Here is a 12,554-nt window from a genome sequence, read left to right as displayed (position 1 = left end):
CTGAAGGGAAAGAGGGTCCGAGCCAGAACCCTGGTAATACCCGCTTCAAGAGAGGTTCTGCTCGATGCGCTTAAGAGGGGAATCATCCAGACTCTGGTGGAAGCGGGTGCCATGATCGGTCCTCCGGGATGCGGTCCCTGCCTGGGAGCCCATATGGGGGTCCTGGCAGAAGGAGAGGTGTGCGTCTCCACCTCCAACCGGAACTTCCCAGGAAGAATGGGAAAAGGAGGGTTGGTCTATCTGGCCAGCCCTGCTACTGTTGCCGCTTCCGCTCTCCAGGGCCGTCTGGCCGTGCCCGGGGTTTCTAAATGAGGTTTGATCTGCACGTCCATTCCAACTGCTCAGATGGACGGGACGATGTCAGGACTATTCTGAGGGCTGCCGCTCGCCGGGACCTCGACGGCCTGTCGATTACCGATCACGATACATTGAGAGGATCCCAGCAGGCGATGAAGATCATCCGAGAGGATAAGCTGGATCTGATACTCATCCCCGGAGCAGAGGTCACAACCTCAGAAGGCCATCTGCTGGTCCTGGGCATTGAGGATCTGCCTCCCAGAGGGCTCAGCCCGGAGGAGACCACAGACCTGGCCCGCGAGCAGGGAGGGATCGCTATAGTCCCCCATCCATATCACCCCTTCCGCCATGCCATCGGGCGCATACCGGAGTGCGATGCTGTGGAGGTCTACAACTCCAAGCACCTCTTCGGCATAGCCAATGCCCGGGCGCTGATCGGAGCAAAGAGGCGCCACCTTCCTGCAGTCGCAGGGAGCGACTCGCATTTTGCCGCCACTGTGGGCCTCGGAGTCACGGAGATAGAGGCAGCAGATGCATTCGAGGCGATAGAGGCCATCCAGGCGGGAAGGACAAGGATCATAGGCAAGAGAACACCTCCCAAGTTCTTCATCGGGAATACGTTCAAGTCGATATACCTGATCCTGACCACTGGAGGAGGACGAAGGAGAAAGGCCTAAATTCTTTGCGGGGGAGAGAACCACGGTGATGCGGGGAAGAGTGGTGGGCGGACTGGGCCAGGGGCAGTACTATATCTCGCGAAAGGGCTATCGCCATCAGTTCATCCAGAAGCTGGGATTTGTGCCCTTTCCCGGCACGCTTAACATAAAGCTCGATGAGCCCTTCAATCCCGGTCCTCATCAGATCCTCATAGAGGGATTTCGAGAGGAGGAGAGGTCTTTTGGGGAATGCAGGTGCTATAAGATAAAATTAAATGGCCTGGAGGGGGCAATCATCCGGCCAGACAGGAGCTCTTATCCTCCGGATCTGGTGGAGATCATATCTCCCCTGCGGCTGCGGGATGAGCTGAGGCTCGATGATGGCGATATAGTGGAACTGATCCTGCAATGATACTCATGGCGGGGAAAAACTCCTCTTTTGAAGGTTAATTTTATCCCATAAGCGATGACAAATGATCCTGATGCCAATGGATAAACGCTCCTTCTGGACAGGGGTCCTGTCAATCTGCCTTCTCTTGACCTGTGCTTTGATCCTCTTCGAATCCGCTCCTACCTCAGCCACCACCGGCGGTACCTCCATCCCTAACTCCGACTTTTATTTGAGAGAGGCTATGAATTACAGCCAGAATGGCTCATATCCCCTGGCCTTGGAGAGAATCAACCTATCGCTGGAGATCGATGACGAGTTGGCCGAAGCATGGCTGCTCAAAGGACAGATCCTCTTCGGGCTGGGGTATCTTCAAGAAGCAATTCGCTCTCTCGACCAGGTTCTGAGGATAGATCAGTCCCTCGATGAGGCCTGGAGCCTGAAAGGAGAGATAATGATGGAGACAGGAAGGTACAGAATGGCCCAGCTATGCTTCGACAGCGCCCTGCGCCTCGATCCCGGGAACATGACCCTCTATAACCGCCTTGCTCAGTCCCAGTTGATGCTCGAGGACTACGATCACGCCCTGAGAAGCTATAAGAAAGCGCTGAGCCTGGAGGCCAACAACACAGAGATCCTGTTCAACCAGGGAGATCTGTTCCTCACCATGGCTCGCTATCCTGAGGCCCTGAATAGCTTCAACCTCCTGCTGGAACAGAATAAGAGCGACATTCTCGCCCTGAAGGGCAGAGCAGAATGCTACCGTCAGCTCGGCCAGGTCGATAGGGCAGAAGAGGACTATTATACGGTACTGGAGAAAAACCCGGAGGACTTCGAATCATGGAGAGGACTGGGCATGGTCCGCTATGCCACTGAGGATTACAGCTCCTCACTCCAGGCTTTCGATCAGGCCCTGAAGATCAATCCCCATGATATCCATACGATTCTTGGCAAAGGCGATCTTCTCCTGGCCATGGGGAACTATTCGTCAGCTCTAGAGAGCTATTCCGCTGCCCTCCTGCTCGCGAAAGATAACGTCTCCGCCCTTTACGGAAAAGGGCTGGCTCTTAGCAGTCTGGGCAGAGAAAAGGAGGCAAATAAGTGCTATCGCCGGATCCTGGAGCTGGAGCCCGACAACATCATTGCCCTGCAGAAGATTGCAGACGACCTTCTGGAGAGGAATGAATCAATTCAAGCAGCAGAGCATTATGGCCTAATTCTGGGACAGGACCCGAAGAACGCAAGAGCGCTGCTGGGAATGGCAAAAGCGCAGTTGGATCTCGGGGACCTCGACCAGGCCCTGCAGTCTTATGAGGAGCTTCTTGGACACGATTCTAATAGCTCCGCCGCCTGGATAGGAAGAGGAGAGATTCTCCTATTGCAGACGAATATAGATCCGGCTATAGAGAGCTTCAATAGAGCATTGGATATCGAGCCGCAAAATCCGGACGCTCTCATGGGATTAGCAGAAGCTCTCCATCAAAAGGGAAGACTTGAAGAAGCCCGCAGCTACTATGAGGCCGCTATAGCAGAAGAGCCCAGCGTCCGGGGCTACAGAGGACTGGGGAACATCCTCTGCGCCCAGGGGGAGTACGGCCAATCCATTCCCCTCTTTGAAAGTGCTCTCAGCCAAGAGCCAAGTGACACCGAGAGCCTGATGGGAAAAGGGCTGGCTCTGGCAGCCACAGGCAATAGCTCTGGAGCCCTGCAGTGCTTTAATGAGATCGTCTCCCTCAATCCGGAGGACTCCGCCGCCTGGTCTAATCGGGGGAGCATTTTTGCTGCCTTGGGAAGATACGATGAGGCAAGAGAAAGCCTGCAAAAAGCAGCTGGGATCAGTTCATCCTCAGCGGACATCTGGTACAACCTGGGCCAGGTGTACAGATTGATGGACAGACATAACCAATCCAGGCAAGCCTTCGAGAATGCAACCAGGCTATCTCCTGATGATCCCGTTCTGTGGCTGGAGCTGGGCCTAGCCCAGGAGAGGACTGGAGAAGCTAAGCTGGCTCTAAAGAGCCTCCAGAGGGCCGTCGTCCTCGATCCGGAGAATGAATTCGCTCAATACTCCCTGGCCCTGGCACTTGCTGGGCAGGGCCGTTTCCCGGAAGCACTCCAGGCCTTCGAGAGAGTGCTGGAGATAAACCCAAAGAACGATCTGGCTAAATACAGCATCAATGTGACCAGTAGCCAGCTTTATTGATTCAGAGCAGAAAGGCCGGAATTACAGTGGAAACCCGGAGGCGGTGGAAAAGGGTTGATGCTCTTCCGGCCAATATTTTTTATCTACCCTCTGCTCCTCTCTTCTCATAGCTGTTTTGGCGCTGATAATTATGACTTGGTATCAATTCAGGCTCGATCATCTCAATCAGTCTATACTGCCTGTTGTTTCTGTTTCCCCTTTTTTCCAGCAGACCATCGCGGTTCATTCGCGATAGATAAGTAGAGACTGTGCTGAGCTTGATATCGTCCGCTACGGTCTCATACCGCTCCCTCAGCTCCTGAGATGTAAACCAGGTATTGGAGAATTCGAATTTGATGAAGTGCTCTAGGCGGTCCATGAGAGTGCCGCTGCTGCGGTAATCACGTGCAGTCGCTATTGCTCCCCTTTCATCTTTGCTATCGAAGATACCGGAAGCTGAGAGAAAGCCTATGATCTTATCCCTTAAGGCCTCCTTATCTATGCTTTGCGACTCAAATTCGTGAGATGATTTGAATCCGCCATCTTCTATCTCAATCCGGATCCTCATGCTCTCCTCCGCTTATCCTTCCAGTAGTATTGCCATCAGGATATCAATTCGAAAGCTGGGAGGGTTGATTCTTCCCCAGAGGAGCAATACCGCTTGAGATTGATGCCCTTGCTGTCTCTAATCCTGGAGAGCCTCGATTGATCAGATTTCTCCAGGTTCATACGCAATGTAAATAGCTTGATCTGTCCTCTCAATTGTATCCCCCTCCGCAAATCCATCCCGCTTCGTTCCGCTCTCCGTCACTTGACCGGATCAGCAAGATTGCTCACCTTCCTGATCCGATCCACAGCTTCTCGTGCCATCCCTTCATCCGACAGATAGGCTGAGCAAGACCATTTGCCTGGTCTCCCTTTAAACAAGGCCAAACTTCCCTTGCTCGCATACCTTGCCTTGCTGCACCTCGATCCCAGCTCTGCCAACAGCTGCTCATTGCCGTCCCTTTCCAGCCACGAGCATCTTGATCTATCCAGGCAGTGGATCATCCCATCGCCCGTTCACAAGCCGTCCCTTCCCAGCTGTGAACAGTCATTCAGAAAGATGATCAACCAGGATCCTTATGCACTCCTTCTTGCTACCCCTTGTGCCATTTGTATATGAGAAGCGGACTAATTGTGAAGCAATTATACAACCATCGAAAGACCATTTTGAGATCATCGATATCCCCTTCATTGCTACTCCCGATGCCATCCCTATTGGTAGACGTTCCAGTCGGATTGTGGTGAGCTTGCCATCAAGAACTTTTAGCCCTACCACAATTGTTGTGATGGAGCAAATCGCTCCGATGCCCCAGATATGCTCACTCGACACTGCTTCTACTTCTCAGATATACTGCAAAGGTTCATCCATCCCCTCAGACGAATAAGCCCTCCATCCGCCCTGTCAATATGTATTGAGACAGGTTGTCTGGCCATTTTGGCACAATGTAAACCTGGTTTTAGTGGTATATAAAACTTTCCAATAGTCGATAGTTGTAGTAAGTTGCTTAAAACATCTATTAAAGCTTATTTTCGAGAATAAATCCAAAATAGTAGTCAGAATAGTATTTCACACAATGGCCACATGACCGAGAAATCTTGTTAAAACTGGTTGTGAAAAGTGTGTTCAGGCGATTACTACTATCATAACAGATATCAGTAGGCATCGTCTTTTTGCGCGGAGGTTTTTATTCTCTGTGAAACCATTTCACAATGGCAGCCAATATCGAAAATTTTAGAAGAAGACTCATGAGACGATTGGTTTGCTAAAAAAATTTTTAGAAGTTATGCGCGCGGGACGCGCGGCATAGAGGCGATAATGTGATAGGAGATGATTGATGAGATTTATGATGTGAAATATTGTGAATTGTCTAAGACGCCTGGTGGAGCTCGAAGTACTCATCTATCAACCAGTCTCCGACCTCTTTAAGATATCTGCGTCTTCGCTCATCTTCAGCAATTAATTGAAAAACTTCAGAGAGATCCTCGTCCATCAGATCATGTTATTCGCTTGCGACATTTAAACCTATCGAATCTATGTTCTGCTCTTTATTATCCTTGGATCTTCCCCTCCCCAGGATCAGAGCAACGTAATAGGGCTCAGAGCTCCTCTTCAATGGCCCGGCATGAATAGGATGGTCTCCGCAAATAATCAGCAGTGTCTTTTCATCTGCCTCTTCTGTGATATCGCCAATGCAGCGATCGATATGCAAAACAGCGCTACGAATGCCGCTCCATTCCCGACCCATGTGCACGCTTTTGTCGATTCCAATAAAATAAGAGACGAGAAGCCTGGGGCCCTCTCGCAGGGATTGCAGGGTCATGCTGCAGGCCTCTCGATCAAACTCCTCCGGAGGAATGCGGTCCGATATTCCATGGATGATCTCGATCAGACCCTCGTAGACCTCAGCTCCGTTTGTCTCCATTATCACCGCAGATCGCAGACCTGCAGCGCTGGCGATCTCAGGCAGGCTGAGGATGCTTGAGGCCTTTGCCCCTGCCTTATCAAAGATCTTATGATGCTCGGGCACAAGGCCGCTCAGAATGCTGGCGATGGCAGGAGTGGTGTGATTGGAGACTGCTTTGGCTCTGAGAAGAATTCCATCATCTATTAGACGAGATGTATTCTTCAGACAGGGCAAGAGATGCATCAGCAGGTCATATCCCAGGCTGTCTACTATTATGATTGCGGCATTCCTGCAGCCCCAGCCCTCCACCAGATCGATTGCCCTGCCATCATTGAGAGGCAACTGGATTCCCAGCAATCGAGCGACAGTGGGCGCTATATCGAGCTGGCTGAATGTTCGCTCTGATTCGGTAGTCGGCTCTGATTCGGTGGTGGTCATGAACATCAATGCCTCCTACTATCTCAACTCATATAATATCCCATCCAGTCTGCATGGTCAATAGCAGACAGCTCCTCGCCGGTCTTAAATAAGAAAAGAGAAAACGCAAAGGAGACCATGATGATAAAGAAAGCCTCCCAGATCATCGTTGCAGCGTTGTTGATCCTGGTTATGGGAGATGCTATAGCATCGAATTTGAACATCGACTACAGTCATAACGTTGCCGGAACCGGCACCGTCATGACCAATTTCGAGATGGGCTCTCCGGAGAACACCAAAGCCATTGGAGAGGTTCATGGAACAGGCGAGATATTGAACAAGTACATATTCTCCACCAACAGCTCTGAGAACATCACCATTCTGGATCAATTCCTGTTCACAAAAGCACAACCATCCAATGTTACCACCATTAAAAGCTATCCCGTGATGGAGAGAATGCCGGGCAGCTTCAGGCTTCTGGGAACGAGCTGGTCGGGACAAATCAATGCGGAGAAGATCATCTTCGCCCCGAGCCAAAGACTTATAAATTATTCATCAAATTGAAAGTGATATGGCAAAAGGGGCAGATGCCATGGACATATCCCTGAAGCTCGATAAGCTGAAGGAGCTATGCAAAGACTGCACTGATTCTATCTGCAGGCAAAAGGAGATTTTGGTTGTCTCCCATGTGGATGCAGATGGGCTCACCGCTGCTGCCATAATATGCGCCGCCCTGGATAGGCATAACATCGACTACAAGCCCCTCTTCTTCCGGCAGCTTGATGAGAACGCTCTGGAGGAGGTTGCCGACCAGGGTGCGGATCTGGTCATATTCACCGATCTGGGCAGCGGGATGATCCAGGAGATCCTGGACAGGAACCTGCAGGCCATCGTAGCCGATCATCATAAGCCCAAAGCCTGCCCAGCACAACCCCTGGCCCACATCAACCCTCATCTGGTGGGAGCAGATGGAGCAAACCAGCTTAGCGGCAGCGGTAGCGCTTTTCTTCTGGCCAGAGCCCTGGCATCCAGCCCTGGCGCTAACGACGATCTGGCAGCTTTAGCGGTGGTGGGGGCGGTGGGAGACCTGCAGGATATGGCCAGCGGTCAGCTTATCGGTCTGAACCGCTACATCCTGGACATAGGCTCAAGAGCAGGAGCAGTCCATTTCTCCAGAGACATCAAGCTCTTTGGCAAACAGACCCGCCCGGTCTACAAGATGCTGGAGTACTCCCAGGATCCATACCTTCCCGGCCTCTCAGGAAAAGAGGACGCCTGCATTGCATTTCTTAAGGAGGTGGGAATAAGCCTGGGTGGAGAGAAGTGGAGGCGCTGGATAGATCTCAGCCAGGAGGAGAAGGCCTCATTGGTCACAGCCATCGTTCAGAAAGGGCTGCGCAATGGCATTTCCAATATCAGGCTGGAAAGGCTGATCGGAGAGGTCTATATCCTGCTGAAGGAGAGGGAGGGAACCGAGCTCAGAGACGCCTCTGAGTACTCCACCCTGCTGAACGCCACCGCCCGTTATGGTCATGCCGGGGTGGGGCTGGAGGTATGCCTAGGAGATAGGGATAAGGCCTTCAATGAAGCCCATACCCTCCTGGGCCAGCACCGCCAGAACCTGGTGGCTGGCTTGAAGCTGGTTTCAAAGAGGGGAATCACCCCATTGAACAGCATCCAGTACTTCGACGCCGGAGATGCGATTTTGGATACGATAATAGGAATCGTGGCCGGCATGAGCTTCCAGATGGCAGACCGCAGCCGGCCTATCCTCGCTTTTGCTCAGAATGTGGAAGGGGATCTCAAGGTATCTGCCCGGGGTACCCAGGATCTGGTCCGCTCCGGCCTGGACCTGGCACATGCCCTATCCCTCTCCGCCCAGGCGGTTGGAGGGGTGGGCGGAGGCCATAACGTCGCCGCCGGAGCGACCATTCCTCTGCAGGCAAAACAGGAATTCCTGGAAAAGATGGACCGCATCGTGGCCGAGCAGCTTTCCTGCAAAAATAATATAAAATAAAATATATAGGACGAATTCTTTCAGTTAACACTCATGCGCAGGGAAGAGAGCCATAACCACACTCATTCATATGGTCTTTGGCCACTATTATCTGCTCCTCGATGCTGAAGTTGCCTATGAAGAGGTGGTTGATCCGCGATTGCTCATGCTTCAAATCCCCCTTCTCTGGATCCAGAACTAGATAGCCTAAGCGTCCAATGCCAATGAAATCCGCATCGATGACGATCTCGGTGAGATTGGCCTCTGTTCGCAATTCCATCTTTGTCGAGAGGCGGGTGGCATCGGTAAACTCCTTGGTCGCCGTCATTTGCAGGGGATAATTTTTAACTGTTGTGCTCTCGCGAAACTTCTGGTCATAGGAGAAGAGGTGGGCATTAGGATTGCTCTTGCTGCCTATTTCCATCAAATAATGATCTGCATTGATCGGAACCAGGAGGACAAGCAGAATCATCAACCCGGAGAGTCCCGCCACGATCCGGCCTCTTGTCGCTATGATATTATCACATCTCCCTAAATAGGCTCCACCAGTACTCTTCATCCATCTCTGCAGAATAGACAGTCACTGCCGGCCCTTCCATGAAGGCCTTATCCTTCTCAAAGTTAATGATCAGCGGCCCACCTTTCGTCTCCACCAGCACCTCATCCCCGACCAGCCCCATTCTGCGGGCAACGCTGGCAGAGGCCACCGCCCCGGTTCCACAGGAGAATGTCTCGCCCTCTACCCCTCGCTCGAATGTTCTGATCTGCAGTGATGAGCCCAGCTTGACGAAATCGACGTTTGCTCCCTCCGGAAAAACGCTGCAATGCCTTATTGGTGGTGCCGCCTCGTAGATATCTATGTCCAGGTCATCCACAAAGATAACAGCATGAGGAACACCAGTATTCACTGCACAGACCCTGAATTCCCCCATCTGCTCGTCCATGAGATCACCAGAACCGCAGGCGGGAATGGATGGACGATTGAACCTGGGAACGCCCATATCCACCCTGGCCCAGAAGCTGCCATCCCTCTCCCGGACCTGAATCGGTATGATGCCCGCTAAGGTCTCCACATCAAAGGATTGACCCACATACCCCGACTCCCAGGCGTACTTGGCAAGACAGCGTATGCCATTGCCGCACATCTCCGCCTCTGAGCCGTCCGGCTGAAATAACCTCATGCCCAGGTCCGAACGCTGGCTGCTTGCCAGAAACAGGACACCATCTGCTCCTATGCCGAAGCTACGACGGCAGCAAGCGATTGCAAATCTACTCTTCGCACTCTCAGCCACGAGCTCCCTTGAGATCTCATCCACCAGAATGAAGTCATTGCCGTTCCCATGCAGCTTGGCAAAGCCAAGGCTGTGTGGTAGAAAGGGATCGTCTTTGAGCTCTACCTCAGAAATCTCTGCCAGCTTCATTTTATATACCATGCATCCTTTTTCTCTAGCTTGTTATGTTGTGGTGGTGATTTGGTATTAAACCCATTCTACAGGTGGCAATGGATCTTCTGGAGCTAGACAGATCGATTCAAATAGCCAAAGAGGCCGTCCTTGGTGGAGCGGACTGGATCGAGGCCGGAACACCCCTCATCAAGAGCGAGGGCATGGACTCTGTGCGCGAGATGAAGAAAGCCCTTCCCGGGACGAAGATCGTAGCGGATATGAAAACCGTCGACACCGGTGCCATGGAGGTGGAGATGGCGGCCAAGGCCGGGGCAGATATAGTGGCCTTGCTCGCAGCATCCGACAACTCCACCGTCGAGGATGCACTTCGGGCGGCGCGCAAGTATGGCGTGCAGATAATGATGGATCTGCTCACGGTTCCCGATCCGGTTGGCCGTTCCCGTGAGCTGGAAGAACTGGGAGTGGACTACATCTGCGTTCATGTGGGAATAGACCAGCAGATGACCGGCAAGGACACCATAGATTTTCTCAAGCAGATCGTCAAAGAGGTAAAGACCCCGGTGGCTGCTGCAGGGGGAATGGACGCGGCTTCCGCTGCTGACGCCGTGGCCAGCGGTGCCGCCATTGTCATTGTCGGCGGAAGCATAGTGCGCAGCGCGAATGTTACCGAGTCAGCCCGGAAGATTCGCGAATCTATCGACGTTGCCCAGGCCAGCACCGCCCCCAAGATGAGCCTGGAAGAGGAGATCGTCTCCCTGCTGCGCAGCGTCTCTTCATCCAATATCTCCGATGCCATGCACCGCAAAGGGGCCATGCGCGGAATTCATCCCCTGATTCCGGGAAAGAAGATCGTGGGAAAGGCGATAACCGTGCAGACCTTCGCCGGTGACTGGGCAAAGCCCGTCGAGGCCATAGACCTGGCCGGTCCCGGTGATGTGCTGGTGATCTACAACGGAAGCAACAGCATCGCCCCCTGGGGAGGACTGGCCACCCTGAGCTGCAAGATCCGTGGGATTGAGGGCGTGGTCGTCGATGGTGCAGTGCGAGACCTGCAGGAGATAAGGCCGATGGACTACCCGCTCTTCTCGTCGGATGTAGTTCCCAATGCAGGGGACCCAAAAGGTATGGGAGAGATCAACTCTGAGATAGTCTGTGGCGGCCAGACGGTCCGGCCTGGCGACTATATCGTTGGCGATGACAGCGGAGTGGTGGTAATTCCCAAAGAGAGGGCATATGAGATCGCAAGAAGAGCAAAAGAGGTCGAGAAGACGGAAAACAGGCTCTTTGAGGAGATCAGCCGGGGAAAGACGCTATCTCAGGTGGTAAGCCTGCAGAAATGGGAAAAAATCGGATAGCATGCTGTAAATAGATTTAAATATTCTGAAAAAGGGCCAGAAGATGCTAATCATGAGTCATTTGATGCCGGCTAATAGGCCAGCAGACACCAACCAGAGCCACAGAAACCAAGCGGTGGGTTGATCAGATCGATTTCGAGGAGAATTATATGGAACTGGACGATATCATTTCCAAGTATCCGCCCAAGCAGATGATGCTGATTCCCATAATCGTCATCATCTTAGCATTGATCAGCTTGGGTGTAACCTATCTCAACACGGGATCGCCCGTGAATCTGGGGATAGAGTTCACGGGAGGCACATTAGCAACAGTGCCGGCTACTGAATCTAAAGATGCCGTGGTCGTAGAGTATGATAAATACCCTCTGGCAGATGTGAGAGACGTGGGCAGCCGATACATGATTCAGTTCGGCCCCATGAGCGATGAGGAGTATACAGAACTTGCTCAGCAGATCGTTACCAAGTACGGCGATAATGCTGAGATCAGACATATGGGACCCATATACAGCCAGGAGCTTCAGGCCCAGGTAATAAGGTACCTCCCACTCTCGTTCATCCTCATGGCCTTGGTGGTATTCATCGTATTCAGGCAGGCCTTTGTCTCATTGCTGGTGGTGCTCTGCGCCCTGGCTGACATATTGACGGCAGCGGCATCCATGAATCTGACTGGAGTCCAGCTCTCCCTGGGGACTGTGGCTGCGCTTCTCATGCTCATCGGCTACTCTGTTGATACCGATATTCTGCTCACCATGAGGGTCTTGAAGCGCAAAGGGGATACAGACGATAAGATAAAGGGGGCAATGGGCACAGGCCTAACCATGGCGGGAACCTCAGCTGCCGCTGTGATATCGCTCATTTTGGTCTCCAACCTCCTTCACCTCGTACTGCCCTCATTCAGCAGAATGGATGTGATAGCCGATATGTCGACAGTGCTCATCTTCGGCCTGGCAGCGGATCTCTTTAACACCTGGGTCACCAATGCTCAGGGGCTGAGATGGTACCTTAGCCGGCCACGAAAGGCAGCAAGGGGGCAGAAGAGATGAGCTTGATAGAAGACCTGTCTAAAGACAAGAGGGTACTATTATTCGCCTTATTCCTAGCGGCGGCGTTGATCTGTTTGGGGGCCTTCGGCCTTAAGTACGGCCTGGACCTTCAGGGCGGATCGTACCTTCAGCTCAAGCTGCAGGGGGCTATGGTCCAGGTGGATGCAGATCCTGAGAGCATTCTCGAGTATCAGTTTTCCACCAACACTGTCGAGAGGCATGGCGACAGCTATATTGTGACTGTGCCGGGCAAGATCGATCCGACTCTACCCGATGACCTGGGATATTTGGGCGCAGAGACAGCATCGCTTGCCAACGCCACTAAGATCACCATACCTGCTGCTCCCGAGACGATAATCATCAC

13 protein-coding genes and 1 pseudogene are annotated in these 12,554 nt (G+C 52.5%); 9 read left to right on the top strand and 5 right to left on the bottom strand.

The features are described from left to right. The 4 genes from BP822_RS10695 to BP822_RS10680 all read left to right on the top strand — a co-directional run. Nucleotides 1-312: aconitase family protein (locus BP822_RS10695; protein WP_286878273.1), on the top strand; the 312-nt coding region annotated here is incomplete at its 5' end. Further along, complete coding sequence (locus BP822_RS10690; protein WP_286878272.1) at nucleotides 309-974, top strand: PHP domain-containing protein; 666 nt, start codon at nucleotides 309-311, stop codon at nucleotides 972-974. The genes BP822_RS10695 and BP822_RS10690, both read left to right, overlap by 4 nt. A 28-nt stretch (nucleotides 975-1,002) precedes the next feature. Next, nucleotides 1,003-1,365 (top strand): DUF120 domain-containing protein, encoded by a 363-nt coding sequence (locus BP822_RS10685; protein WP_013718358.1) that lies wholly within the window; start codon nucleotides 1,003-1,005, stop codon nucleotides 1,363-1,365. A 70-nt stretch (nucleotides 1,366-1,435) separates the two neighbouring features. After that, nucleotides 1,436-3,544: a tetratricopeptide repeat protein gene (locus tag BP822_RS10680; protein WP_286878271.1), complete on the top strand. Its 2,109-nt coding sequence runs from the start codon at nucleotides 1,436-1,438 to the stop codon at nucleotides 3,542-3,544. Nucleotides 3,545-3,623: 79 nt separating this feature from the next. Here the strand turns inward: BP822_RS10680 and BP822_RS10675 are convergent, their stop codons facing one another. From BP822_RS10675 to BP822_RS10665, 3 genes are all read right to left on the bottom strand, one after another. Next, on the bottom strand, nucleotides 3,624-4,091 hold the full coding sequence (locus tag BP822_RS10675; protein ID WP_013718356.1) for a hypothetical protein: 468 nt from the start codon (nucleotides 4,089-4,091) through the stop codon (nucleotides 3,624-3,626). Nucleotides 4,092-5,436: 1,345 nt separating this feature from the next. After that, on the bottom strand, nucleotides 5,437-5,559 hold the full coding sequence (locus BP822_RS10670; protein ID WP_269798825.1) for a hypothetical protein: 123 nt from the start codon (nucleotides 5,557-5,559) through the stop codon (nucleotides 5,437-5,439). Between the two features lie 9 nt (nucleotides 5,560-5,568). Further along, nucleotides 5,569-6,417, bottom strand: a complete 849-nt coding sequence (locus BP822_RS10665; protein ID WP_013718353.1) for an alkaline phosphatase family protein — start codon at nucleotides 6,415-6,417, stop codon at nucleotides 5,569-5,571. A gap of 114 nt (nucleotides 6,418-6,531) precedes the next feature. On the opposite strand from BP822_RS10665, the gene BP822_RS10660 reads away from it, so the two are divergent. Together BP822_RS10660 and BP822_RS10655 are read left to right on the top strand one after the other, a co-directional pair. Beyond that, complete coding sequence (locus BP822_RS10660; RefSeq protein ID WP_013718352.1) at nucleotides 6,532-6,954, top strand: hypothetical protein; 423 nt, start codon at nucleotides 6,532-6,534, stop codon at nucleotides 6,952-6,954. Nucleotides 6,955-6,961: 7 nt separating this feature from the next. Continuing rightward, nucleotides 6,962-8,407, top strand: coding sequence for a DHH family phosphoesterase (locus BP822_RS10655; RefSeq protein ID WP_286857332.1), 1,446 nt, complete (start codon nucleotides 6,962-6,964; stop codon nucleotides 8,405-8,407). 31 nt (nucleotides 8,408-8,438) lie between these two features. Here the strand turns inward: BP822_RS10655 and BP822_RS10650 are convergent, their stop codons facing one another. Both BP822_RS10650 and dapF read right to left on the bottom strand, forming a co-directional pair. Then, the gene (locus BP822_RS10650; protein WP_273271996.1) at nucleotides 8,439-8,879 is read right to left on the bottom strand and encodes a hypothetical protein; all 441 of its coding nucleotides are present in this window, start codon (nucleotides 8,877-8,879) and stop codon (nucleotides 8,439-8,441) included. A 28-nt stretch (nucleotides 8,880-8,907) separates the two neighbouring features. After that, a complete protein-coding gene (dapF, locus tag BP822_RS10645; protein WP_013718349.1) occupies nucleotides 8,908-9,807 on the bottom strand; it encodes a diaminopimelate epimerase in 900 nt (299 codons plus the stop codon). Between the two features lie 80 nt (nucleotides 9,808-9,887). Between dapF and BP822_RS10640 the strand changes: the two genes are divergently transcribed. The 3 genes and pseudogenes from BP822_RS10640 to BP822_RS10630 all read left to right on the top strand — a co-directional run. Further along, complete coding sequence (locus tag BP822_RS10640) at nucleotides 9,888-11,147, top strand: orotidine 5'-phosphate decarboxylase / HUMPS family protein (RefSeq protein ID WP_013718348.1); 1,260 nt, start codon at nucleotides 9,888-9,890, stop codon at nucleotides 11,145-11,147. A 149-nt stretch (nucleotides 11,148-11,296) separates the two neighbouring features. Then, the gene (locus BP822_RS10635; RefSeq protein WP_013718347.1) at nucleotides 11,297-12,190 is read left to right on the top strand and encodes a protein translocase subunit SecF; all 894 of its coding nucleotides are present in this window, start codon (nucleotides 11,297-11,299) and stop codon (nucleotides 12,188-12,190) included. Next, nucleotides 12,187-12,554: pseudogene (locus tag BP822_RS10630) on the top strand (preprotein translocase subunit SecD); the annotation flags it as partial. The gene BP822_RS10635 and the pseudogene BP822_RS10630, both read left to right, overlap by 4 nt.

The organism is Methanosaeta sp. UBA458 (assembly GCF_002496085.1).
Classification (GTDB): domain Archaea; phylum Halobacteriota; class Methanosarcinia; order Methanotrichales; family Methanotrichaceae; genus Methanothrix; species Methanothrix soehngenii.
Note: the sequence above shows the minus strand (reverse complement) of the source record. Positions and strands in the feature narration are given on the sequence as shown.

Excerpts from the sequence above, each read along its gene's own strand:
- BP822_RS10690 (WP_286878272.1), top strand. The coding sequence starts at position 309 with ATGAGGTTTGATCTGCACGTCCATTCCAACTGCTCAGATGGACGGGAC.
- BP822_RS10685 (WP_013718358.1), top strand. The coding sequence starts at position 1,003 with ATGCGGGGAAGAGTGGTGGGCGGACTGGGCCAGGGGCAGTACTATATC.
- BP822_RS10680 (WP_286878271.1), top strand. The coding sequence starts at position 1,436 with ATGCCAATGGATAAACGCTCCTTCTGGACAGGGGTCCTGTCAATCTGC.
- BP822_RS10675 (WP_013718356.1), bottom strand. The coding sequence starts at position 4,091 with ATGAGGATCCGGATTGAGATAGAAGATGGCGGATTCAAATCATCTCAC.
- BP822_RS10670 (WP_269798825.1), bottom strand. The coding sequence starts at position 5,559 with ATGGACGAGGATCTCTCTGAAGTTTTTCAATTAATTGCTGAAGATGAG.
- BP822_RS10665 (WP_013718353.1), bottom strand. The coding sequence starts at position 6,417 with ATGTTCATGACCACCACCGAATCAGAGCCGACTACCGAATCAGAGCGA.
- BP822_RS10660 (WP_013718352.1), top strand. The coding sequence starts at position 6,532 with ATGATAAAGAAAGCCTCCCAGATCATCGTTGCAGCGTTGTTGATCCTG.
- BP822_RS10655 (WP_286857332.1), top strand. The coding sequence starts at position 6,962 with ATGGCAAAAGGGGCAGATGCCATGGACATATCCCTGAAGCTCGATAAG.
- dapF (WP_013718349.1), bottom strand. The coding sequence starts at position 9,807 with ATGAAGCTGGCAGAGATTTCTGAGGTAGAGCTCAAAGACGATCCCTTT.
- BP822_RS10640 (WP_013718348.1), top strand. The coding sequence starts at position 9,888 with ATGGATCTTCTGGAGCTAGACAGATCGATTCAAATAGCCAAAGAGGCC.
- BP822_RS10635 (WP_013718347.1), top strand. The coding sequence starts at position 11,297 with ATGGAACTGGACGATATCATTTCCAAGTATCCGCCCAAGCAGATGATG.